The organism is Desulfobacca acetoxidans DSM 11109, from assembly GCF_000195295.1.
Classification (GTDB): Bacteria; Desulfobacterota; Desulfobaccia; order Desulfobaccales; family Desulfobaccaceae; genus Desulfobacca; species Desulfobacca acetoxidans.
In genome coordinates, this window is the sequence record NC_015388.1 from 804,484 (window position 1) to 829,009 (window position 24,526).

The 24,526-nt window shown below is 54.6% G+C and carries 20 protein-coding genes; 19 read left to right on the top strand and 1 reads right to left on the bottom strand.

The features are described 5' to 3' along the window. Positions 1-15 precede the first annotated feature (15 nt). On the bottom strand, positions 16-525 hold the full coding sequence (locus DESAC_RS03390) for a CarD family transcriptional regulator (RefSeq protein WP_013705679.1): 510 nt from the start codon (positions 523-525) through the stop codon (positions 16-18). 187 nt (positions 526-712) lie between these two features. Between DESAC_RS03390 and xseA the strand changes: the two genes are divergently transcribed. The 19 genes from xseA to DESAC_RS03490 all read left to right on the top strand — a co-directional run bounded on the left by xseA (position 713) and on the right by DESAC_RS03490 (position 24,502). Further along, complete coding sequence (xseA, locus tag DESAC_RS03395; protein ID WP_218915707.1) at positions 713-2,044, top strand: exodeoxyribonuclease VII large subunit; 1,332 nt, start codon at positions 713-715, stop codon at positions 2,042-2,044. A gap of 75 nt (positions 2,045-2,119) precedes the next feature. Next, positions 2,120-2,368: an exodeoxyribonuclease VII small subunit gene (gene xseB / locus DESAC_RS03400; RefSeq protein WP_013705681.1), complete on the top strand. Its 249-nt coding sequence runs from the start codon at positions 2,120-2,122 to the stop codon at positions 2,366-2,368. Positions 2,369-2,416: 48 nt separating this feature from the next. Then, on the top strand, positions 2,417-3,307 hold the full coding sequence (locus tag DESAC_RS03405; protein WP_013705682.1) for a polyprenyl synthetase family protein: 891 nt from the start codon (positions 2,417-2,419) through the stop codon (positions 3,305-3,307). Positions 3,308-3,321: 14 nt separating this feature from the next. Then, the gene (gene dxs / locus DESAC_RS03410) at positions 3,322-5,304 is read left to right on the top strand and encodes a 1-deoxy-D-xylulose-5-phosphate synthase (protein ID WP_013705683.1); all 1,983 of its coding nucleotides are present in this window, start codon (positions 3,322-3,324) and stop codon (positions 5,302-5,304) included. Between the two features lie 430 nt (positions 5,305-5,734). Beyond that, positions 5,735-6,304, top strand: a complete 570-nt coding sequence (locus DESAC_RS03415) for a hypothetical protein (RefSeq protein WP_013705684.1) — start codon at positions 5,735-5,737, stop codon at positions 6,302-6,304. Continuing rightward, positions 6,301-7,332, top strand: a complete 1,032-nt coding sequence (locus DESAC_RS03420) for a peptidase associated/transthyretin-like domain-containing protein (RefSeq protein WP_013705685.1) — start codon at positions 6,301-6,303, stop codon at positions 7,330-7,332. The genes DESAC_RS03415 and DESAC_RS03420 overlap by 4 nt, the downstream gene beginning before the upstream one ends. Beyond that, positions 7,329-8,744 (top strand): SH3 domain-containing protein, encoded by a 1,416-nt coding sequence (locus DESAC_RS03425; protein ID WP_013705686.1) that lies wholly within the window; start codon positions 7,329-7,331, stop codon positions 8,742-8,744. The genes DESAC_RS03420 and DESAC_RS03425 overlap by 4 nt, the downstream gene beginning before the upstream one ends. 264 nt (positions 8,745-9,008) lie before the next feature. Continuing rightward, the gene (locus DESAC_RS03435) at positions 9,009-9,938 is read left to right on the top strand and encodes a YihY/virulence factor BrkB family protein (protein WP_013705687.1); all 930 of its coding nucleotides are present in this window, start codon (positions 9,009-9,011) and stop codon (positions 9,936-9,938) included. A gap of 74 nt (positions 9,939-10,012) precedes the next feature. Continuing rightward, on the top strand, positions 10,013-10,276 hold the full coding sequence (locus tag DESAC_RS03440; RefSeq protein WP_041283778.1) for a POTRA domain-containing protein: 264 nt from the start codon (positions 10,013-10,015) through the stop codon (positions 10,274-10,276). Positions 10,277-10,298: 22 nt separating this feature from the next. Then, a complete protein-coding gene (locus DESAC_RS03445; protein ID WP_041283779.1) occupies positions 10,299-11,828 on the top strand; it encodes an autotransporter assembly complex protein TamA in 1,530 nt (509 codons plus the stop codon). A gap of 57 nt (positions 11,829-11,885) precedes the next feature. Continuing rightward, entirely contained in the window at positions 11,886-15,611 is a 3,726-nt protein-coding gene (locus DESAC_RS03450) for a translocation/assembly module TamB domain-containing protein (RefSeq protein ID WP_013705688.1), read from the top strand. A gap of 726 nt (positions 15,612-16,337) precedes the next feature. After that, positions 16,338-16,757: a DUF3842 family protein gene (locus DESAC_RS03455; RefSeq protein ID WP_013705690.1), complete on the top strand. Its 420-nt coding sequence runs from the start codon at positions 16,338-16,340 to the stop codon at positions 16,755-16,757. Beyond that, positions 16,750-16,938, top strand: coding sequence for a CooT family nickel-binding protein (locus DESAC_RS03460; RefSeq protein ID WP_013705691.1), 189 nt, complete (start codon positions 16,750-16,752; stop codon positions 16,936-16,938). The genes DESAC_RS03455 and DESAC_RS03460 overlap by 8 nt, the downstream gene beginning before the upstream one ends. A gap of 107 nt (positions 16,939-17,045) precedes the next feature. Then, positions 17,046-20,282 (top strand): Eco57I restriction-modification methylase domain-containing protein, encoded by a 3,237-nt coding sequence (locus DESAC_RS03465; protein ID WP_013705692.1) that lies wholly within the window; start codon positions 17,046-17,048, stop codon positions 20,280-20,282. After that, a complete protein-coding gene (locus tag DESAC_RS03470; RefSeq protein WP_013705693.1) occupies positions 20,266-21,285 on the top strand; it encodes a dihydrodipicolinate synthase family protein in 1,020 nt (339 codons plus the stop codon). Before DESAC_RS03465 ends, DESAC_RS03470 begins: the two co-directional genes overlap by 17 nt. 83 nt (positions 21,286-21,368) lie before the next feature. Further along, the gene (locus DESAC_RS03475; protein WP_013705694.1) at positions 21,369-21,716 is read left to right on the top strand and encodes a c-type cytochrome; all 348 of its coding nucleotides are present in this window, start codon (positions 21,369-21,371) and stop codon (positions 21,714-21,716) included. Positions 21,717-21,866: 150 nt separating this feature from the next. Next, positions 21,867-22,436, top strand: coding sequence for a pyruvate kinase alpha/beta domain-containing protein (locus DESAC_RS03480; protein WP_013705695.1), 570 nt, complete (start codon positions 21,867-21,869; stop codon positions 22,434-22,436). Positions 22,437-22,491: 55 nt separating this feature from the next. After that, the gene (mtnA, locus tag DESAC_RS03485) at positions 22,492-23,544 is read left to right on the top strand and encodes an S-methyl-5-thioribose-1-phosphate isomerase (protein ID WP_013705696.1); all 1,053 of its coding nucleotides are present in this window, start codon (positions 22,492-22,494) and stop codon (positions 23,542-23,544) included. A gap of 13 nt (positions 23,545-23,557) precedes the next feature. Further along, on the top strand, positions 23,558-24,502 hold the full coding sequence (locus tag DESAC_RS03490; RefSeq protein ID WP_013705697.1) for a L,D-transpeptidase family protein: 945 nt from the start codon (positions 23,558-23,560) through the stop codon (positions 24,500-24,502). Positions 24,503-24,526: the final 24 nt, after the last annotated feature.

Genomic DNA, 24,526 nt, shown 5'->3' on the forward strand with positions numbered 1-24,526 from the left:
GGTGGATAAGGGCAGTCAGGCCAACGCAACCTGCTCCATTGCGGTTAACTCCAACAAGCTGTTGATTTTTTGTTCGATTTTGTCTTCCTCCTTCTTCTCGGCGATGGAAAGTTCTTTCACTAATAGGTTCTTGGCGGTATCCAACATCTTGCGTTCGCCAAAAGAAAGATCCTTGTCCAGCTTCAGCAAGGTCAGGTCTCGCAAGACTTCGGCGACATGAAATAACGAACCGGTTTTGATTTTCTCCATATAATCGCGGTAGCGCCGGTTCCAGGTCTGGTGTTCCACCACCCGGTCTTTTTTTGCCAGAATCTCATAAATAGTGGTCACCGCCTGACCGTCGATAATTCCACGCAGTCCGACGTTGGACGCATTGTGCGTCGGGATCATAATGATCATGTTATTATCTAATATTCGCATTATATAAAACGTCTGGTGATTCCCCGATATTTCTTTATCCTCGATTGACTCGATAACCCCAACGCCGTGTGCCGGATATACGGCCAAGTCGCCCAATTGGAACATACTTATGCCTCCATCTTCTAATTATTTCTAATAATATCAAATTTTAATCGATTCGCCAAGTAAATTTCCAAGCCCGCCGATTGCTAAAAAGGCATTGCTAGTTTCTTTCATATGTGTTTTACTGAAACAATTGTTTATGAGGTCAATTATTACCCCGATATCGCCGGAATACCCGCGAATTTACTCCGTGGCAGATCTGACCAGAATGATCAAGGATCGTCTGGAGCAGGAGTTTCCCTTGGTTTGGGTGCAGGGAGAGGTGTCAAATCTGCGGTCGCCGCACTCCGGACACTGTTATTTTACCCTGAAAGACGAGGCAAGCCAGCTCCGGGTAGTAATTTTTCGGAGTTATTACCAGGCGATGCGTTTCAAACCGGTCGACTCTTTAAAGATTGTCTGTCGCGGTCAGCTCACGGTTTACGAGCCTCGGGGTGAGTATCAGCTGTTAGCCGACTATACCGAACCTCTGGGGATGGGGGCGCTGGCCCAGGCCTTTGAACAGCTCAAGGCCCGCCTGGATGCCGAAGGTCTTTTCGACCCGCGATACAAAAAACCTCTACCCTATCTGCCGCATCGACTGGCCGTGGTAACGTCTCCCAGTGGCGCCGCCATCCGGGATTTTTTGCAGATTCTGCATCGCCGCTTTCCCAATATACAGGTGCTGGTCTATCCGGTGCGGGTGCAAGGCGCCGGCGCGGCTGAAGAGATTGTCGGTGCCCTGCGCACCCTCAACACCATGCCCGACCTGGACGTCATTATCCTGACCCGGGGTGGCGGCTCGCTCGAAGACCTTTGGGCCTTCAATGAAGAAAAGGTGGCCCGGGCCATTTTTCAATCAACCATCCCGGTGATTTCCGCTGTAGGACACGAGATTGATTTTACCATCGCCGATTTTGTAGCTGACCGACGCGCTCCTACTCCCTCGGCCGCCGCTGAACTTGTCGTACGCCCCCTGGAGGAGTTGCAGCTTGAGCTGCAGCGCCTAAGCCTTTCATTGCAGCGCCGATTTTTGAACTTATTACAGCAGGGCCGGGAGCGTCTGCGGCTCTCAGGCCATCGCCTCAAAGACCCACGCCGACGGGTAGCCGACCTCAGACTCAGGTTGGACGAACGTGCCGAGCAGCTCCAACGTCTCTGGCAGACCAAACGTCGGGACGCCGCCGCTAAACTCAGGCTGGCCGCCGCCCGCCTCTCTCTCTTGAGCGTCCGCCGTCGGAGCGAAGGCCAGCGTTTATTGCTACAGCAGGATAACCGCCGACTGCAACAGGTTCTTAGGCGCCGGCTGAGTGATCACCGAAGGTTGTTGGAGCATCTGACCGACCGTCTCCGCCCTCTCAATCCGGCTGCCATCCTGGCCCGCGGTTATGCCGTGGCCTTAACGCTGCCCGACCGGGCGGTTTTGCGGACATCCCAACAGACTGCCGTGGGTGCGCCGGTGTTAGTACACCTGCACCACGGTGCTCTCAGATGTCAGGTGACGTCCATAACCGACGAAACTTTACCGTTGCCTACAAAATAACTGCGGCACCGGCTTCCAGACTGGGCAGAATTAATTTCTGAATACCGACCGGAAACCAGGAAACCGGAAACTCACATGGCCAAAAATAGTTTTGAAGAAAATTTACGAGCGCTGGAAGATATTCTACAACAGTTGGAACATGGTGATCTTCCCCTGGAGGCCGCGCTGGCCAGATTCGAAGCCGGTATGCGCCTAATCCGCCTCTGCACTGAACAGCTTGATGCCGTGGACCGGAAAGTGGAAATCCTCTTGCAGGACGAGGCCGGCAATCTGATCACCAGACCTTTTCTCACCCCCAACGAGGCCAAGGGGTCTGATGTCTGAGTCACACTAGAATCATACAGTGAATTCACTAGCTAGGTTGGGTTTCGCATGGACTTGAAAACCTATCTCTCGGAACGCAAGACCCTGATTGATCAGGCGTTGGAGTGTTATCTGCCCCCTGGCAACGGCCCCGGCCAACGGGTGGTGGAGGCTATGCGCTACTCGCTGCTGGCTGGCGGCAAACGGCTCCGTCCGATCCTTTGTTTGGCGGCGGCTGAGGCGGTGGCGGGCAATGTGGAACAGGTCATGCCGGTAGCCGGCGCTTTGGAAATGATTCACACCTATTCCCTTATCCATGATGATCTGCCGGCGATGGATGACGATGACTTCAGACGAGGACGCCCTACCTGCCACAAAAAATTTGACGAAGCCACTGCCATCCTGGCGGGGGACGGCCTTCTCACCGCCGCCTTCGAGGTCCTGGCCGCTGCTGCGACCAATCACCCGGCCCAGGCAAGCGTCTACCATGAAGTAGTCCAAACCATCGCCAGGGCGGCTGGCTATCAAGGAATGGTAGGGGGTCAGATGGCCGATTTATTAGCTGAGGGTCAACCGAGTACCCTGGAGCAGGTTGAGGCTATTCACCGCTTGAAAACCGGAGCTTTGCTCACGGCTTCGGTGCGCTCCGGGGCGCTGCTGGGCGGTGGTTCAGCCCGAGATATTCTGGCCCTGACGCACTATGGAGAAAAATTCGGTTTAATCTTTCAAATTACCGATGACTTACTAGACGTGGAAGGCGAGTCTGCTGAAATGGGCAAGCCCACCGGTATGGACGCCATCCGTCAGAAAGCCACCTATCCGGCCGTGATGGGTGTTGCTGCGGCCAAGAACCAGGCCCGCGATCTCGTCGCAGCCGCCCTGGTGGACCTCCAGCCTTTCGGCGAACGGGCCGAACCGCTGCGGCAATTAGCCCGGTATCTACTTGTTAGACGTCAATAGTCACAGGAGTAGCCATGTCCGATCCCAAACCTCAATTTTCGGTGTGCTCTGAGGCATTAAGCCTGCAGAAAAAAAGCCTACTGGATGCCATTAACAGTCCGGTTGATCTGAAAAGGCTGGCGGTGGAGCAACTTCCCCAACTAGCCCAAGAAATCCGCCAACAGATCATTAGCACAGTCTCTACTACTGGCGGGCATCTGGCTCCTAATCTCGGTGTCGTCGAGCTCACCATCGCCTTGCACTATGTTTTTGATACGCCGAGGGATAAGATCATCTGGGACGTCGGCCACCAGGCCTATACCCATAAGCTTCTCACCGGCCGCAAAGATGTTTTTCATACGCTTCGCCAATCCGGCGGTCTCAGCGGCTTCCCCAAGCGGGGGGAGAGCCCTTATGATGCCTTTGACACCGGTCACAGTTCTACATCCATATCTGCGGCTTTGGGCATGGCAGTGGGAAAGTGCCTCAAAAAGGAGCGTAGGCGGGTTATCGCCGTCATCGGCGACGGTTCCATGACCGCCGGCCTCGCCTTTGAGGGATTGAACAATGCCGGCGACTTGAGCAAGGACTTGATTGTTGTTCTCAACGACAACGAGATGTCGATCTCGCCCAATGTCGGCGCCCTCTCCTCTTTTCTCAGCCGTAAGCTCACCAAGCGGGCGGTGGTCTACGCCCGCCGCCAGTTTGAAAACTTTCTTAAAATGGTTCCCGGCATCGGTGATGAGCTGATGCTGTGGGCCAAAAAAAGTGAGGAGTCCTTCAAATCCTTTCTTACTCCCGGCATGTTGTTTGAAGCCCTCAAGTTTAATTATCTAGGGCCGGTTCAGGGCCATCGTTTTGACCATCTCATTGAGACCTTCGGAAATGTCAAGAATCTCAATGGTCCTGTTTTGGTCCACGTTCTTACTACCAAGGGGAAGGGCTACGAACCCGCCGAATGCAATCCTACCTGTTTTCACGGTTTGGGATGCTTCGACCTGGAGACCGGCGAACCCAAAAAAACCGTCAGCGATATCCCTACTTACACCGAGGTATTCGGCAACACCCTGATCAAACTGGCCCGTGAGGATCACCGCATTGTCGCGGTTTCTGCGGCCATGCCGGATGGGACCGGCCTGGTGGATTTCCGGCTGCACTATCCGGATCGTTTTTTTGACGTGGGTATCTGCGAACAACACGCCGTCACTTTTGCAGCCGGCATCGCCACCGAGGGCTTCCGGCCGGTGGTGGCCATCTACTCCACCTTCCTACAGCGGGCCTATGATCAGGTGCTGCATGACGTCTGCATTCAAAATCTCCCGGTTATCTTCGCCCTGGATCGGGGCGGCATTGTCGGCGAGGATGGCGAAACCCATCAGGGCCTCTTTGATCTGTCCTACCTGCGGCATCTGCCCAACATGATCCTCATGGCCCCTAAAGATGAGGACGAGCTTCGGCATATGCTCTATACCGCAGTCTCGCATGTAGGTCCGATTGCCTTGCGGTATCCACGAGGCGGCGGCGTCGGCACCCCCCTCTCTCCCGTTCTCAAGAAAATCCCCCTGGGCCAAGCCGAGGTTCTCACCGAGGGCGACGATCTGCTTATCCTGGCCGTCGGCGCCAGCGTTTACCCGGCCTTGGAGGCGGCTAGAGGCTTGGAGGAACAGGGTTTCAAAGCTACTGTCGTGAATGCCCGCTTTATTAAGCCCCTGGATCAGGCTCAAATACTCTCTCTGGCGGCTCGGTGCGGCCGGGTGCTTACGGTCGAGGAAAATGTTGCGGCCGGAGGCTTCGGCAGCGCCGTACTGGAACTCCTATCGGACCACGGTCTCCATGGGATCCCTGTAAAGCGTCTGGGGGTGGGAGATCTTTTTGTCGAACACGGCAGCCAGAAGATTTTGCGCCGCAAATACGGCCTTGACCCGCAGGGTATTCTAGAGGGTGCTTTGAACCTTCTGGGACATCCCAACGGCAAAAAAAATGTCATCTGGGGGAATTTTCAGAATTCCGAAGGGTAATATTGCCAGCACCAGGGGCGAATACAAAGTTAGCCCCTGGTGCGATCCTTTCAGAACGATAACCCTGCCCGAATCACCTCACTCTCAATCCGATCTGCGGAACAACGATCTTTCGTAAACCATATTACCGATGGTTCCCTCTTAGCAAAGAATACAGTGGTCAGTAGCCAGTGACCAAAGGGCAATGGCCATTGATGTGGGGCGGCAAAGCGAAGCGCGTCCGGCCTTTTCCCCTGGTTTCCAAGCACCAGCTTGAGAAAAGGTATTTCCTCATATTTTTCCTTTCCGCCGGTTAAATCCGTTAAAAATATTTACAATAATCAAAAATAATTTTATATGTACTATCATATAATTTTTACTATTGAGGAGCAGTTTACCTAAAATCGCTGTCAACTCATTGCAATAGACCCAAAATGGGGCAGAGGAAGCCATGGAAGAGCCGGAGAGCATAACTGCGGTATTGGATTTTGGCCCGGCCATGCTGGAAAAAGTGCTGGGCGTGCTGCAAAAGGTTGGCATCGACCTGCCCATCCTCCTGGTCCAGATTTTTCTCTTCATCATTGTTGGATTATTATTCGGCTGGCTGTTCATCAAGCTCCGGAAAGCGAAGAAAAAACCTTTTTTCCAGGTGATGGGGCTGGTGGGTTTGGGTCTCATCATGGCGGGTATTGTGTTCAGTTGGGTGGAACAGGCTTGCTATCCCCTGCCAGGGGAGTTAACCGGGGTTGTTGAGGTTGCGGACAGCGCCACCAAAGAGCGGCTGGCGGACCTGCGGGTGATGCTGCTGGACTACCAGGGCCGTAAGGTTTCGTTAGAAGAGGGAGTAGTGGATACGGTTGACGGCAGGTTTGTCCTCTCCTACCCTCGAAGGGGAGATGTGCCACCCCGGATGCTGCGGCTCCGTCTGCCGGGTTGTAAAACTCAGGATTTTTCCTTGGGACGGCGGGAATTGCGGCAAGGGCGGGTTGCGGTGCACTTTGCTTGTGGAGGTGAGCCATGAAAAGGCTGGCAGTCTTGGTTGTCCTGACGTTCTTGACCGGTACGGCGGCAGCTCAGACGCCCTTTTCCGGCAAGATCAGGGGCAGGGTGATTTCCGAGGTCGGGGAACATCCTTTGGAGGGGGTAACCATCGATCTCAGGGACAAGAAGGCCAACGTGGCCCAGACTGATGTCTATGGGCGCTTTGAAATTGACCTGAATCAGGTTGCGCCAGAATGGGCCGCGGAGGGCAAGAGCCTTACCCTCACCTTCAGCGCCCCGTCGTTTCTCAAGGCCCACCGGGTTCTGACCTGCAAGGCAGGGGCGGCTTCCGAGTGCGAAGAGGTCACTGTCCCCATGGTTTTTGATGAGGCTGAGATTGCCCCGGAAATCAAGGAACCCTTAAAAAAGTTAGTCAGTCGGGAAGGCTACACGCTCTACCTGTTGCCCTACGAGATTGCCTCCCCGGTGGAAGGTGGGCCGGTCGCCCCGCCGCAAACCGGTTATCTGGCTAGAGGCCTCTTTATGGCTATTGCCACCCACCTCCAGGCGCTGGCCTCTTCTTCGGCGGCCATTGCCTCGTCTCCGGACATTAGCTTGGAACCTCTCGAGATCAAGATGTCCTGGACCAACACCGAGAAAATCCGGCGTTTGGGCTTTTTTCTCAACGCCCTGGCCATGATCGGCGGCATGGGGGAGGTACGCCGCGACGAAGCGGGCCACAACCAGGTCAACATCTCCTCACGCTATATCATGATTCCCACGCTCAAAGAATTGCCGGTTGCGGACACCGTGGAAGATGTGCTGCCGGCCGACCTGCTCAACTCTCCCAGGCTGTCGCAGAAGTTTAATAAACTCTGGCTCTCCCGCACGGTGCTGGCCTTCAGCCTGCGCGACTTCAAGCGGGCCAAGGCCAAGGGCGACCGTCAAGGGATCGAGCGGGTGCGTTCCTGCCTCATCGCCGAGAAAGCCGGGTTGACCGAGGAAGACAAGATCGTTTCCCAGATCGATCTGATGCTGGGACTGGTAAACAAGGAGTTGGGATTATGAAGACGCTTCTTTTTCTCATCTCCGTGGTCCTCAGCCTGGCCTTTAATAGTGATGTTTGGGCTGGATATGTGATTACCCGTCAATTTACAAAACCTGGCGTCGAAAAGGGGCGGGAAGCTCTGCCCCATCTGCAGAACAAGGGGTTGATCGCCGAATTCCTTGACCCCGGTGATACCGGTTTGGGCAAGTGTCTGGGCTATCTGATCTGGCGCGAGGTGCTTACCGCCATCAGCGACCAGAGTGGGGCCGGAGTGATTCTGGCCCACCCCCCGGGACAGGAACGGATTGTCGATCTGCTCGAAAAAAATTATCACCTGGCCGCTCTGGAGATCGCCCGCGACCAGCGGTGTTCCATGGCCCTGTGGGGCGCGGTCTGGGAACAGGGGGAACAGGTCTTCCTCAACAGCTTCCTGTCTGTCTTACCGGAGGTGCGGGGCGGTGATCTGCTGATCCGACTGAAGCCGGTGCCTGGCCTGGAAGCGGAGATTGCCCGCACCAGATATAATTTTGCTCTGGTACAAACCAATCGCAACAACCTTTTTGAGCGGACGGTGGTTACCCGGCGCTCGGCGGTGCTGCGCGCCGAACCCCAGGCAAACGGTCGGCCGCTCCAGACCGTGCCAACCAATACGCCCCTGGCGGCTACCGCCATGCAAGGTGGTTGGTTTGTGGTCAAAACTGCGGACGGCGGCAAAGCCTTTGTCGATAACAGTCTGGTTGAAGTGCCGCCGCGGCAGGTGGAAGGCAAGTATAACACCGCTACCCTCTTCCAGGGCCCCGGGCAAGATTCCCGCAAAATCAGAACAGTGTATTTAGACGGAGAATATCGGGTGTTGGACATGCGCTACCGGCGTGGTCTCTGGTATAAGATTGATCTGGGCGACACCCAGGGGTGGGTGGCCGGGCATTTGGTAGACCCGAAGTTTTCTCTGCCGGCGGTGCATTTTATGGCCGGACTGTACCGCTACCGGGCCGGGAATTATCGGGCCGCCATAAAAGAATTTACCAGCTTTCGGGAGGAATCATATACGTTAGGCGACCGTGCCAATCTAGCCACATCTATGCAGTTCAAGGGTGCTGCCCAATTGTTCCTGAAGGATGCTTCCGGTGCTTTGGATAGTTTTAGTTATGCGGTGGAGTTGACTCCTTTTGACCCTGCCGCCTATAATCTTGAGGCCTTGGCTATATTGTGTACCAAAGGGCAATTAGTCGGTACAGCCTTGTATAATCTGGAACGGGCCCTGAAATTGGATAGTCGCAATCCCCGCACCCTTGCACTGATTAGCGTACTCCAAGAAGCACTGGTGAAAGGTAAGCACCGTTCCCATATAGAATCTCGTTTTGAGTCACCGGAGAAATTAGCCAAGAAGTTGCAGCAGTTGCGGGAGCAGGCCGGCTTGACTCAACCCTAAGAGCACCGCGTTTCCGTTTTTTGTTTTCCGGTTTCCGGTTGAAAGATTTTAGCATAAAGGTTAAGGTAAGGGCAATTGATTACCTTCCCAAGCGATTCTGTAAGAAGACTGGCGCACGGCTTCTGCGGGCAATGGTTTTTCCCGCTGGCGGCACCGGGCAACTCAAAAGAAATACCCTCGAATTTGTCGAAACAAACCTGACCAAGAGACCTAATCTCCAACCCTGCGGCGGCAACATCTCGCTCCGTTGCCGAAGAGGTAGCCATGGCAGATACTTTGGAGACCAGAATCACCCTCCTCGTTCAGACAGTATGGTCCTTGCTCAAGGAGACCTATCAAGAGTGGAGCACTGACAACGCCCCGCAATTAGGAGCGGCATTGGCGTTTTATACCATTTTTTCACTGGCCCCGATCTTAATCATCATCATGGCGGTAGTCGGCTTTTTTTTGGGAAAGGAATCGGTTCAGATCTATCTGATGCAGGAGTTGACCGGATTTGTTGGTCTTGAAAATGCCAAGAATATCATGCATATTGTCCAAAGAAGTTATAAACCGGGTTCCGGCCTGACAGCCACCATAACCGCCATTTCCCTGATGCTCCTGGGATCGACGACTATTTTTGTCACCCTAAAAAATGCCTTGAACACCATGTGGGGCGTCAAGTATCAACCCGCTGGCTTGGTGAATTCGATCATCGACAGACTAAAGTCTTTTTTCACGGTTATCCTTGTCGGCCTGGTCCTTTTCTTGTCCATGCTTATTAGTTCAGTGGTGGCGATGGCGGATTCATTCATCGGGATGTACTTTCCTCTGCCGGTAATACTCGTCCAAACTCTTAACACCGGCTTATCCCTGCTGCTGTTTACCCTCATGTTTGCGCTCTTGTTCAAGGTGTTGCCGGATGTCAGGCTGTCATGGCGGGCGGTCGGGGTCGGGGCGGGAATCACCGCTCTCCTCTTCGGGTTGGGGAAGAATCTTTTAGGGGCGTATCTGGCCCGCACCAGCGTTAGTTCGGCCTACGGCGCCGCCGGCTCCATGGTGGTTCTGCTCCTTTGGGTCTACTATTCCGCCCAGATAATCTTTATTGGTGCTGAATTTACCCAGGTATATGCCAGAAAATTCGGGATGGCGATAGAGCCCAGACAGGGTGTAGGGCTCGAAGCAGCCGATAAATCGGTGTCAAGATTTTTATAACAAGCCGTTTTCATTTTTAATCAACCCTTGTCGCGAGGTTTATGACGGACTTTTATCGTTTGTGGATAAGGGGGATGTTGTTGGCTTTCTGGCTGTTGGGGCAGATTGTCTGGCCTCCTTGGAGTTTAGCCGAATCGGTGTCAGAGGGGGCGGCGCTAAAACTTAAGTCCCTCAAAATCATTGGGAATCAGATAATCTCTAGCAAAGCGATCAAGAGCCAGTTAACCATCTCCCTCCCTACTATCTGGCCCTGGAAAAAACTGCCGACCTTTACCGAGGGAGAGTTGGAGGCAGACCTGGAGAGGGTCAAGGCCCTCTATCGGCAGCAGGGTTTTTAACCACACCGAGGTTAGCTCCACGGTGCAACAGGACGCCAAAGGCCAAGCGGAGGTAACCATTCATCTGAACGAAGGACCGTGGATACAGGTTGCCAACATTGAAATACGCCTCTTGGATCAGGATGCCGCCCTCGATCTAGCCCCACTGGAGAGCGATCGCCCTCTAAAAACAGGCGACCGGTTCATCGAAGGCAGCTATGACAATCTGAAGCGTCTCTACTTAAATTATCTCCTGGAACATGGATATCCCCGGGGAAATGTAGAGGGCAAGGTTTATCTGGACGAGGAGAAGAACAGCGCAGATATTGTGCTTTCCATCTCTTCCGGTCCTCTCTCTTCCTTCGGAGAGTCCAGGGTTGCTGGCAGGCCGGAAACCCCCGATTATATTATCCTCCGAAAGATGACCTTTAAACCGGGGGAGCGCTTTGATTTCCGGAAGATTTACCAGAGTCAAAAGGACTTATATAAGTTAGATCTCTTTAGCAGTGTGGCCGTCACTCCGGAGGAAACAGCCGCTGACGAAGCCGATATTCCGATCAGTATCAGGGTAAAAGAAAAACCAAAACGGTCCTTCACCGGAGGTCTCGGTTGGGGGACCGAAGACCAGGTGCGAGCCCGTTTAGGCCTGCGTTGGCGCAATATCGGAGGTGGAGGCCGCTACCTCGATTTTGAAGGTAAATTTTCCAGCATCGACTCGAAGTTTGCCAGCACCTTTACCAATCCCCAGTTATGGGGCAGCTATGCCGATCTGATCATGAGCAGCGGCCTGATGTACCGCGACTATCCTTCCTTCGACGACAAGACCCTTTTTTTCAATAATCGTTTGGAGCGCGACCTGCCCTGGAATTGGAAGGTTTATGGAGGTTATCTGCTCCAGTTCGACGAGCCCTCCAATATACCGGCAACTACCATGGTCATGTTTAAGGAACCGCAAGACCAGACCTTTCGCACTTCCTTGGTATTCCTGGGATTTCAACGGGACACCACTGATAATGCTTTGTATCCGACGCAGGGAGGCCTGTTTTACCTAAACGGGGAGGTATCGCCGAAATTTTTCGGAGCCAACCTACAATTTGCTTCGGCCCGGACGGAAGGCCGCCGATATATCAATCTCTGGCAGAAAGAACTTGTTCTGGCTTTACGAGCCGGAGTCGGCTTACTGCAGCCCATCCAGGATACCGGTGAAATACCAATCTTCCGCCGGTTCTACACCGGCGGTTACAATACTGTCCGGGGATATCGCCTTTTCCGGTTAGGGCCCAGGGACGCTGCCGGAAATTACGTCGGCGGCAACGCCCTGCTGGAGGGCGGTGCCGAACTACGATTTCCGATCTATCAGGATTTGCGAGGTGTGGGGTTCCTGGATTGCGGCAACGTCTATCCTAAGATTGCCGATTTGGACGCCGGACGGCTGAAATACGGTGCCGGTTTCGGCCTGAGGTATAATACCCCCATCGGTCCGGTGGGCGTCGATGTCGGCTTTCCTTTAAATCCAAGTAGCGGGGTAAACCACAAATATCAGGTTTATTTCACCATCGGTCAGAGTTTTTAATTCCCTTAACTCGTTAATGTTGGTAATAACCAGCCTGAAATGGTCAGGGTAGCAGGAATGAAATTCACCCTTATCCGAAAGATTTTCTTTTACTTTCTCCTGTTCTGTCTGGCAGTCTGCTGCTCCGGGTGGTTTGTCCTGCATTCGGAGACCTTTTGGCGTTGGGCTGGGCGGAAGCTGATCATTACAGTTAATAATCAGTTGCACGGCGAAATCATGGTCCGGGAGATCGCCGGTACCCCTTTTAAAGGCTATTTTTTTAACGACCTCAGACTGCAAACACCTCGCGGGGCAGTTCTGCGGGTCAGGAGCTTCATGCTGCGGATATCGTTGGGTTCGATCTTTCAACTGCAACCGGTAGTCGACAAGCTGGCTCTCTACGATCCCATCCTTAGACTGGAACAGGATCAGAGCGGCCAGTGGAATGTGAGCAATCTGGTGGTACCATCCCAAGGCGAGGCCAAGCCGGTATCCCTCCCCTTTAGTTCGGTGAGTTTTTCCCGGATTCTCATCGACAACGGCGCAGTCGTGATGCAGCAGCCCCAGGGAGAGACAATTATTGACGGCGTGGCTGCCGATCTGGGTCTGCGCCTGTTGCAGCCCCTGTCACCGCAGCAGCGGGTGGAACTGGGGGAATCCAATCTAGCTGTGTCAACGCCCTGGGGTAAATTCAGTCTGGCAACCGCTCTGACATTCAGCCGCGATTGCCTTCGTCTGCCCTTATTTGCTTTAGCTGCGGATGGCAAAAATTTCTTGAATCTTTCCGGAGAAGTCTATCTCAACGAAACCGGCAGCACGGAATTAACCGGAGAGATCGGCCCGCTGCCGTCCGCTTTGCTGGGACGCCTCTATCAAAAGTGGCCTTCCGAATGGGGGGGCAACGGAAAATTACACGTTCACGGTATGCTGATTGATCTTAAACTTCAGCTCAACGGCTCTCTTCATAAGGCCTCCTATTTTTTGAACGGATCCCTAAATCGCCGGGATGATACCTGGGGATATGATTTCCAGGTCAATCTGACCGATGTTACTCCAGAGATGCTGGCCCGGTTAGACGTTCCCCGGGCGGTACTCTATCGCGAGGCTTCTCCCCTAAGTATCAATCTTCAACTCAAAGGGGTGGGACTAGAGTGGCCGCCGCGGCAATTTTCCTGGCAGCTCAAGGCCAAGCCGCTCACATTTCGAGGGATCAGAATCGATCAATTTCAGGTCTCAGCTTCCGGATCGGCGCTGCGGCAGACCGTTGACGGCCTGATCTCGGGCAATTTTGGTCGTCTGAGCCTTAAAACCGAGGGCTCTTTGTTTACCTCCCCTCAGGGCGAAATAAGCCTCCGGGCCGAAGATCTCCAACCTGGCCTCGCCGGGCTGGATCTACCGCCCAAGACAACCTGCAGCGGTGTTTTTCAAGCCAGATTTCAGTTGCCCGAGCTCACTCAGACTGAACAGCTTATGGTTGCCGGAGAGATCAACGCCTCCGGGTCCTGGGGAGATCATCCCCTCAAGACCTTTTCGGGTCGCTTCACTTGGGGAAAATCAATTTTGGCCATTCCCGCCTTCCGCCTCGTGCTCGGGAATATCGCTACCGAACTGCAGGGCTCCCTGGGAAAGGAGAAACTTGATTTCTCTCTCCAAGGCCGAACTCTGCCCGAGGGTGACTGGCCGATTCCCACCGCTCTCAAGGGAAGTCTGACCTTCGATGGCCGACTCCAGGGGACCTTGTCGGAGCCACAATACCTGCTTCAGGTTCAAGGCGCACATCTATCGTTGGGGGATATTAAGCTGCAAGGTTTTTCTCTCAAGGCTGAGGGCCGGGATTTGCCTCCTCGCAGCGGTACGCTTAACTTGCAGGGCCGAGAGGTAGGAACCCCGGCAGGATTATTCTCTCGGGTAATCCTCGCCGCTAATGGTGTTGACCATCGCTGGCGGTTCGACCTTAAGGCGTCCTCTCCCCCTCCAGGGCCGCTGATCGAACTTGCCGGTCGCCTGGACCTGGGGGGTAGTCCCCTGGCACTGGACCTGGAACAGTTGCGGCTGCATTTGGCCGGGGTCTCGGTTCTGAACCGCACGCCGGTAAGGGCAAGATTTTCTCCCGGATTAGACCTGACCGAAACAGTTTTTGAAGTAAATGGGGGGACGGTGCAGGTCATGGCTCAGATGCAAGGAGAGCAAATTTCTAGTCGCCTGGAAGTCCGCAACCTTTCTCTGGAAATCGCCCGGGTAAAGGGATTACAGGGGAAAATCCAGACCAGGGCAGCGGTGACCGGCTCAACCCACCACCCTCAGATGGATGCCCAGATCAGTATAACCGGCCTGAAATGGCAAAGCCTTTCCTTACAGTCCATTGAATCAGCTCTGAGTTTAAGGAACGACGCTTTAAGCATACGCGGTGCGGCGCAGGAGAGCTCCGAAGGCTCCCGCCTTTCATGGGACGGATCTGTACCGATGCGGCTGTCCCTTACCCCGTTTCAGTTCGATCTCCCTGGGAGCGGTTTGGATTTTAGGTTCAAATCCGAGCGGGCCAATCTGGGGCTGGTGGCCAGATTAACCCCGGAAGTATCGGAGGCTGATATTCCTGTTGACCTTCAAGGACGCGTTCAAGGTAACTGGCGACAACCCGACGTCGATGCCCAAATACGCTGGCATGAGGGACATGTTATCCTGCGCCAGGCTGGGGCGCGTTATCAGGTCTCTCCCGGTGTGGTAAACTGGACGGAGAATACGATCTCCCTGCCACAATTGACTTTGACGAGCACCGGAACCCTGGTCATCGGCGGCGACCTGAATCTGGCGGGGTATCGGCCACAGAGGGTAAAGACGCAAGTTCAGGCGGACAACTTCAAGTTTCTGCAGCGTCTTGGTTCGGAGGCTTTGCTCAGCGGTCAGATCAATCTGGCCGGTCCCTGGTCGGCCATGGTGTTGCAGGGACAGTTGACAATTCCCCATGCCTCCCTGAGTACAGCTCTCTTTCGGCCAACGGCTGGCAAGCACTCGGATATTATCTTAGTGAAACGTCAGGTTCCTGGCGAAAAAGTAGGCAGGCATCCTCCCGAGGCACTGAGAGGACCGTTTGATCTGATGAAAATTGCCCTGAGCCTGGAGGCCCCGGAAAACATCTGGGTGAGGGACAAGATGGCTCAGGTTGAGCTCAGCCTGAACCTGCGAGCTAAAAAACAACCCCTCGAGCCGTTGCAACTTCTGGGAATGGTAAGATCATTACATGGCGATATCAACGTTTTCGGCAAAAAGTTTAAGGTCGAAAAGGGCATGGTGAATTTTGCCGGGGTTATCAACCAACAACCGTACGTGGAGGCCCAGGTAACTCACGACATGACCGATGCCACCCTACAGGTCGATGTCACCGGTCCGGTCGATAAACCTCAGATTGAATTGTCCAGTTCACCGCCCATGCCGCCGAATGATCTTTTATCATATCTGCTTTTCGGCCGCCCTACCTCCGCTTTGAGCCAGGAGGAGTTCAATGTCAGTCAGCAGGCGGTGGGCGTTTTGGGAGGCATCACGGCACAGAAAATCCAAGACCTGTTAGGGGAGGATTTTCCCCTTTTGGGAAACGTCTCGGTCAAGAGCACTCCTGGAACCGTGGGGGTGGTCAAGCCTCTGACTAAAAAAATCGATCTTTCGGTCGAACAGCAGACCAGCCCCGGTGCCAAAGATGATCCTACCAAGCTGCGCCTGGAGTATCGGGTCAATCGCTATTTAGGACTGCAAGCCGAGCAGGGCCAACGCTCCACTGGTGCCGATGTCTTGTTTAAATTTGATTTTTAGTACGAAGCCTGAAATAGTATTCAAATAAGAGTACTCAGGATTTATTACAATTTTTTTACTTTCAAGGCGGTAGGCGGTGCACTTTCCCGCCGCTCAGTAATGGTCTTGTTCCATAAGTTTTCATGTTTTCAGGAAGACAACGAGACATGAGAACAAGTTGGCCTGAGGAGCAATTGTTTTTTTCTACCCACGGCTCACAGCTCACGGCTCACAGCTCACGGCTCACGGCTCACGGCCCACAGCTCACGGCTCACGGCTCACGGCCCACGGCTCACGGCTCACGGCTCACGGCCCACGGCCCACGGCTCACGGCTCACGGCTTACAGCTCACGGCTCGCGGCTCACGGCTCACGGCTCACGGCCCACGGCCCACGGTTCACGGCCCACGGTTCACGGCCCACGGCCCACGGTTCACGGCCCACGGCCCACGGTTCACGGCTCGCGGCTTACGGCTCGCGGCTCACGGCTCGCGGCTTACGGCTCACGGCTCACGGCTCACGGCTCACGGTTCACGGCTCACGGCCCACGGCCCACGGTTCACGGCTCACGGCTCACGGCTCACGGCCCACGGCTCACGGCTCGCGGCTCACGGCTCACGGCCCACGGCTCACGGCTCACGGTTTTCATATATGTAAGATCGAGCGGGTTTTTTTCCTTTGCACCTTGCATCTGGTTTAGGGATTAGATAAATTAGAAAAAAAAGGGTAAGCTGATAAGGGGTTTCAGGTGCGAATCTGCGTTATCGACGGTCAGGGAGGCGGCATCGGCGCTGCCATCATCAAAAGAATCAAAGATGTCTATCAGGAAGAGCATGAGGTTGTCGCGCTCGGTACCAATGCCATCGCCACCGCCCAGATGCTCAAGGCTAGAGCCAATAAAGGCGCCACGGGGGAGAACGCTATCGTTCGGACCGTAGCAACCGCTCAGGTCATCATCGGCCCCATCGCCATCGTTTTGGCCAACTCCATGATGGGAGAACTTACCTCTCGCATGGCCGAGGCCATCGCCTCGTCTCCGGCCCTGAAATTGCTTCTGCCTCTCACCCAGGAACGCATCGAAGTCGTCGGCCTCAAACCCGAACCCCTACCGCATCTGGTTGAACATATCGTAACTATCCGATTGAAGGAGATTATTCAACATGTGTGAAGCAGCCGCATATATTATCCGCAACGGAAAAGAAGAGCTATTTCTGGAGGACGTCGATATCATCGAACCTGAGGGGGATGAGCTGCGTCTGGTGAGTATTTTTGGCGAGCAGAAAGTTATCAAAGCTGCTATTCAAAGCCTGAATCTGGTGAATCACAAAGTTATTCTCAAGGAAAGATAGCCGGAGGCCGGGAGGGCCAAGAAGCTGTTGCCGCCAATAATTCACCCCGCTAACAACCTGGCAGGCAAGCATGAAGAGATAGTCAGTGAGATGCTTTAGGGCGTTACATGCAGGTGACTGAGTCTTGGCATTCCCTAGCGGACGGTCTGGTACGCTCCACTCGGGAGCTCATGCAAGGTGCCAGAACTGAAGAAAACCTGCGAATCGGTTTTGAAAAGTGTTTGGACCCCATCATCAGAGGCCTCGGCGTTACCTCAACCCCGAGGTATGAGAGCCTGGGAGCGGCATCCCGGACTATTTTTCGCGGCCGCCCTGATGCAGTGCATGGACAGGTCATCATCGAATATGAATCGCCGGGTTCGCTGTCGTCGGAAAGAGCAGTTGTCCATGCCGAAGATCAATTAATCGGCTATCTGCTGGCTGAGGCCCAGGGACAGGCGGCAGATCCCTGGGGATTATTAAAACGCCTGTTGGGCATCGGTTTTGATGGCAGCTCCATTTTCCTGTTGCGCTATCGAGGGGAAAAAGAAGATAACCTTGCCGCGGTCAGGAAGAGCGATTTCGCCCGTCACGGCCCTTATCCATTTAATGTGGAGAGCGCCCGCACTTTTCTCACCGATCTCCGGGCTTTGGCCCGTCTGCCCCTAACCGCTGAAAATCTGGCTCTCAGATTCGGACCCCAAAGTCGGATCGCGCCGATGGCGGTCTCAGCTCTGGTGGATGCCCTGGAAAACTGGTCAGACAACCGGGTAGCGGTGTTTTACCAGGAATGGCAGCGCCTGTTCGGCTTAGTTTACGGCGAGCAATTCCGGGTGCAGCCCGAAAAACAGGCCAGAACCATAGCCCAGGTGTACGGAATCGGTAAGCAGCCTGATTTCCAGAAGATGCTTTTTGCCATCCATACGTATTTCGCCCTCTTGATGAAGTTCTTTGTCGCGGAGCTCGTCACCTTAAAGGACACCTCCCTGACTTCTTCTTTTTCTCACCAGTTCGTGCATTCCTCCCCAGAGGAGTGTCGGGCTCAACTGACCGATATAGAAAATGGCGGGCTTTATGCCAAACGGGGTATTACGAACTTCTTGGAGGGAGATTTTTTCCGCTGGTATCTGGACGCCCTCTCGCCCCGTCTGGAAGAGGCTATCCGGGAAATAGCCCGTGCCCTGGCGGAATTTGAACCGGCCACAACCGCAATCATACCGGAATCTGCCCGAGACCTGCTGAAAAAACTCTATCAATACCTGGTACCCCAGGAGGTGCGCCATAAGTTGGGCGAGTACTACACGCCCGATTGGCTGGCGGAACTGGTCCTCAACGAAGTCGGCTATGAGGGGGATACCCTGAAACGATTGCTGGACCCCGCCTGTGGTTCAGGAACCTTCCTGGTTCTGGCCATTCAACGCGCCAGACAATACGCCCATAAACACCGGCTGCCGCCTTTGGAAACGGCGAAGAGAATTGCTGCCCATATCTGGGGCTTTGACCTGAATCCCTTAGCCGTCATCGCAACGCGTACCAACTATCTCTTTGCTCTGGGTGATCTGATAACCGAGCTGCCGTCCCTCGAGATTCCCGTCTATCTCGCCGATTCGGTGCTGTGGCCCGGGAAAACCTCTCAGAACGAACTAAATTTTGCCGGCGGCGACCATGTCGCAATCCAGACTTCGGTAAAAAAATTTCATGTGCCGCTGGTCTGGATCAAGACTGAGGGTTTCCTCCTGCAACAGGCGGCGCCATTGCTCGAGCAGATGACCAGACAGGGCTATACGGCGGCGGAGGCTCTCGAGAGGCTGCAAAAAGCAGGTTTGGTCTTTCCTCCCCATGAACCGGCTGTAGAACAATTTTACACGGAAATTGCGGAGCTCGAAAAGGAAGGCAAGAACGGCATCTGGGCCAGGTTTTTAAAGAACACCTTCGCGCCCAGCGTTGCCGGGAAGTTTGATTTCGTCGTCGGCAATCCCCCTTGGATTCGGTGGGGTTATCTCTCCCAGGAATATCGCCAGGCCACGTTGCCCTTATGGAAAGAGTATGGCTTATTTTCTCTGAAGGGCCAGGCCGCCCGATTGGGCGGCGGGGAAAAAGATTTCTCCATGTTATTTACTTACGTCGCAACGGATTTCTATCTCAAAAGAGGCGGTACATTAGGATTTCTGATAACTCAGGAGGTCTTTAAATCGAAAGGCGCCGGAGAGGGATTCCGCCGTTTTCGTTTGGGCGACCGGGAGCCGCTCAAGGTGGTAAAAGCCCATGACTTCGCCGCGGTGCAGCCATTTGAAGGGGCAGTGAATAAGACCGCTGGGATTATCATTAAGAAATCTGAGATCACAGAGTATCCCATCCCCTATACTCTCTGGCTGAGGAAACAGGGCATCGGCAAAATTAAGACTAATCTTTCCCTGAAAGAGGCATTGCCGCTCCTCCGGAAAAAAAATCTAATTGCTCAACCAATAAAGGGACTTACCGGACCTTGGCAGACAATTGATAAGAAAAGGCAAAGCTTGGCAGGCATCCGGGGAGCAAGCAGGTATAAGGCGAGAAGAGGTGCAAGCACAGAACCCTACGGGGTTTTTTGGCTGGAAGTCAGGCAGGTATTGTCAGACGGCGACCTGATCATCCGCAATCTGCCGGAAAAAGGCAAGAGGAACATTCTCAAGGTAGAGGAAAGGATCGAGCCGGACCTGGTCTTTCCCGCCGTCCGGGGATCAGATATACAGCGCTGGCAGGCAATCCCGGGGATTTTTCTTTTAATGCCGCAGGATCCTGCCACCAGAGAGCCCTATCCCGTGGGGCAGATGAAGAGCCGGTGGCCTCGGACCTATGGCTATCTGGTGAAGTTTAGAGATATTCTCCTGTCGCGCGGTTCCAAGACGGTCCGCAGCCTGGCCGAGAGGACGGCGTTCTATGCCATGTTTGGCATCGGACCCTACACCGCCGCCCGCTATAAAGTTGTCTGGAAGAGAATGGCCGGCGATATGGTAGCCGCGGTTATCTCGCAGCACAAAACGATATTGGGTTATAAGATGGTTGTCCCGACGGATACCACTGCTTTATTTGCCGCCGACAATGAACCCGAGGCTCACTATCTTTGTGCGATCATCAACTCCACTCCGGTGCGGGAATTCATCGCCTCCTATTCTGCGGCCGGCCGGGGGTTCGGGGCGCCTTCGGTTATGAGCCATGTTGGCATTCCCGGATTTAATCCTGATAATGAGCTGCACCGAACACTAGCCAGACTATCTCTCGCTCTCCATGAGATCACCGCAAACCAGGGGCGGAAAGAAGCACTGCCGGGTGAAAAAGAGGTAGACCGCCTGGTACAGATGTTGTTCAGTGAACCTGCTGCCTAACGACAGCTATGATACTACCATGATTGCTGCGCCAACGATATGTTCTCTGCCCGAAGGATTGGTCATTGAGCTTTCGACCCCGCTGACGCCCATCGGCGGTCTGGACCGGGAGAGTCTTGCCCGGCTGGTCAAGCGGACTGTTCCTGCGTCTCCGGCCTTGGCAGCCGGTCTTCCGGGCGTGGGCGAGGGCTTGGATCTTCCTGATTCGCTCCGGCTGGAACTCTTTACCACTCTGCTGCAGATCCTGCCGGACTGGCTACCATTGTTTTTTGGCATCACCGGGGCGCATCCGGATCAGACCCTGAGTCTGGCGAGGCGTCTAGAGGCTGAGTTGCAGCGTTTCCCGATCCCGCCACCGGTCTATTGGGTGGACCTGCCGCTCTGGGGCCATAGCAACCGCGGGCTGCCCCAAAGCTGCCACAATCTGTTGCAATACCTCAGCCGTCCCCTGGTCCTGATGAATCATCCGCAGGTAATCCGGAGTAAAGCCAAGTTTTTAAAACACATCAACCTCCGCACGGCGGTATTTAAGAAATTAGCCTTGCTGCCCCAGGTTTCAGGTCTGATCTACCAAGGCGACATGCGGCGTTTCCTGCATTACTGCGCCGCCTTGGCGACGCGCCCCGATTTTATCCTGTATGAAGCCGATGAATACCGCTTTCTCACCCGCCCAGGAGCAAGGGGGCTGTTTTCATCCGGCGCCCAGCTTTTCCCGTCGATCTGGCAGCAGGTAGCCCAGGTCTGTTGGTTCCCCGAAGATATGAAGGATAAAGGCGGCCGATCGGGATCGGTGTGGGAATGGAGCGAGTTGTTGTTGCGACTTCATGACTTGTATCGGGTTTATCCAGCGGCGCTCCTCAAGGCCGGCCTGCACCATCTGGGAGTTTTAGATTTTCCCGCCGTCTGGCCGTCCACCGAGACTCCTCCAGCACCGGTGCAAGAACGGTTTTTGGCAATGTTGGCCCAGGTGCAGGGAAGACTCGATTTCAATCCCCCTAGATAAAGACTTTTGAATCGCACACGGCGTATTGCCCGGAAGTTGGCAAAGATGAAACGGACCGGTTTTGTTATGGTAACATTTCTGCCATGAAGATCAGGCGGTTATGGTTAACGTTGGCCAACGCGGTTTTCTGTCTGTCCCTGGCTGGCTGCCAGGAGACGCCACCGGTTCCTCGTGAACCACAGACCACGATTCAGAAAGGTTTGGAACTCTCCCAACGCCTCTCCTGTTGGGGCTGCCATCAACATCAGGGCCAGGGGGCTGACCTCGGCCCTAACTTGGACGGGGTAGGTAACCGTCTAGCGAGAGCGGAACTGGAGGGTCAACTCCAGACACCTCGCGGCCGACACCCAGACTCTCGGATGCCGAGTTTTGCTTTTATCCGGCCGTTTGAACAAAAAGCCTTGGTCGACTATCTGCTGACCTTACAATAAATCGGTTCCAGACAGGCGATTGGTCGATCAGACTGAATTCTCCGTCTTTAAGGTCCCTTCCTGAAACACTCAGGATGTGATTATCAACCTTGGCAGTCGCCCCAAAAATAGATATAACCATAAAAAACGTCCAGAACGGGAGAGAATCGCATGATCCGCCGGGAAGTCTTATATTTTAAGCAAGTCGGGCCGGAAAACACCGAGGCTTGTCTAGGGTTGTTGGAGAAGGCCAAACAGGAAGGCTATAAACATTTTGTGGTGGCCTCCACGACGGGAACCACCGGGGCTATGGCGGCCCGCCGTCTCTGTGGTCCAGGGATTAACTTGGTGGTAGTAGGCCATTCGGTCGGTTTCCGCGGACCGAACGTCGATGAATTTCAAGAAGGGCACTACCAGGAGATAACCGATTTAGGGGGTAAGGTATATAAAGGCACCATCCTGACCCACTCCCTGGAGACGAGCGTCGCGGAACTTTTTAAAGGCAGTGCCCCTACTTTGCTCATTGCCAATACCCTGCGGCGTCTCGGCCATGGCCTCAAGGTCTGTTGCGAAATCGTTATGGAGGCGGTGGATGCCGGGTTGATCCCTGAAGGCGAGGAGATAGTAGCCGCCGCCGGATCGGCCCGGGGCTGGGACGCCGTTGTCCTGCTGCGGTCGGCGGCCTCGAAACGGTTCCTGAGCCTGGTGGTATTGGAAATCTGGGCCAAACCCAGGGGTTGAAAATCCTCCTGTGTATTATTCCACCCGCATACGACTAGAGCACAAAGGAGAATTGATGACTGATATTCCGGGTTATGACACCATCCGCTGGGACAACGATCAGGTTGTCCTTATCGATCAACGGCGGTTGCCGGAAGAAGAAATCTATTTAAGCTGCACTGACTACCGTGAGGTGGTGGACGCTATCCGGACCCTGGCCATCCGGGGCGCTCCGGCCATCGGCGTAGCGGCGGCCATGGCCGCGGCCCTGGGCGCCTTGAGATTTCCACATACTGACATCGACGGATTCCGCCGACACTTCCGAGACGTCTGCCAAGTTATCGGAACCGCCCGCCCTACTGCGGTTAATCTTACCTGGGCCTTGGAGCGGATGATGAGCCTAGTGGCGGCGAATGTTCATCCGGACTCGTCCGCCTTGAAAACCCGGCTGGTAGCCGAAGCCAAGGCGATATTGCAGGAAGACATCGCCATCAACCGGCAGATAGGAGTCCTTGGACAGGAATTGATTCACGACGGCGATACGGTGCTGACCCATTGCAACGCCGGCGGCCTGGCCACCGGCGGTTACGGCACGGCCGTGGGCGTCATCCGAGCCGCCTGGGAAGCGGGGAAAAAGATACATGTGCTGGTGGACGAAACCCGGCCCATCTTGCAGGGCGCCAGGTTGACGGCTTGGGAGATGATGAAACTGGGCATCCCCCACACCCTGATCACCGATAATGCTGCCGCCGCCTTGATGGCCAATGGGAAGGTCAATGTCATCGTGGTCGGAGCTGATCGGATCGCCGCCAACGGCGACGCAGCCAACAAAATCGGCACTTATGGCGTAGCTGTGGTGGCTCAGTATCATCGGATCCCTTTTTATGTGGCGGCGCCGCGGTCTACGTTCGACTTCACTCTAAGCGACGGCAGCCAGATCCCCATTGAAGAACGGGATCCCGAGGAAGTAACCCACATTCGAGGTCGCCGCATTGCCCCGGAGGGCTGCCGGGCTCTCAACCTGGCCTTCGATGTTACCCCACACGGCCTGATTAGCGGCATCATTACGGAAAAAAGCGTCTGCCGGCCGCCCCTCCCACAATCTGTATCGGCCTTACGGCAGGCTTAGAGGAGTCTGTTCTGTGTCTCGGTTCTGTCTTCAGATTGTTTTACTTTTTATATTAGGCTTGACGTTGCCGGCGTCGGCCTCCGGACCTTTTGACATCCGTCTGCCTGTTCCAGGGCAGACCTTTGACCTGAATGCCCGCACTGTGGTTGGACAGGGGCAATCCTATACCATCCAGAAAGGTGACAACCTGTTGGATATCGCCCGCAATTACGGTCTGGGTTATATGGAGTTGGGCAATATCTATCGCCATTGGGATCCTTTCCTGCCGCCGGTAGGTGCCGAGATCGTCGTTCCCACCACCTGGATCGTTCCCGATCATCCCGAACACCCGATTATTGTCAATACCGGCGAAATGCGGCTGTATTTTTTCACCGACAATTTCACCAAGGTTATCACCTATCCCATCGGTATGGGTGTCCTTGATTTTAAAACTCCTACCGGCGTCTTCAAAGTGACGGAGAAGAAAACCAATCCTCCCTGGTTTGTTCCCAAGACGCTGCAGGCCAAATACGGCATGTCGGTGATGGAATCGGGTCCGGATAATCCCTTGGGCAAGTACAAGCTGACCTTATCCTGGGGTGATTACGGTATTCACGGCACCAGCCAGCCCTTTGGGGTGGGGAGGTTGGTAAGTCATGGCTGCACCCGGATGTATCCGGAACATATCGAAAAACTATTCCCCTTGGTCAAAGTGGGAACCTCGGTGGAATATATTTACGAACCCGTCATGATCGGCGTCAGAAATGGCCGGATTTATCTCTCGGTGAATCAGGACTTCTACCACCGCCTGCCAGACATGCTCACCTATACCCTGGGCCGCCTAAAAGCCGCCCAGGTTGCCGGGCTGGTCAATATGATGAAAGTGTTAAAAGTGGTAGAGGAGAGATTCGGCGTGCCAGAGGAGGTCAGTAAGACTGGGAGCGATATGGTCTCCCGGACTCCGGCGGGACGGAATTGAGAAACAAAGAGGTTCGTGTGGCGG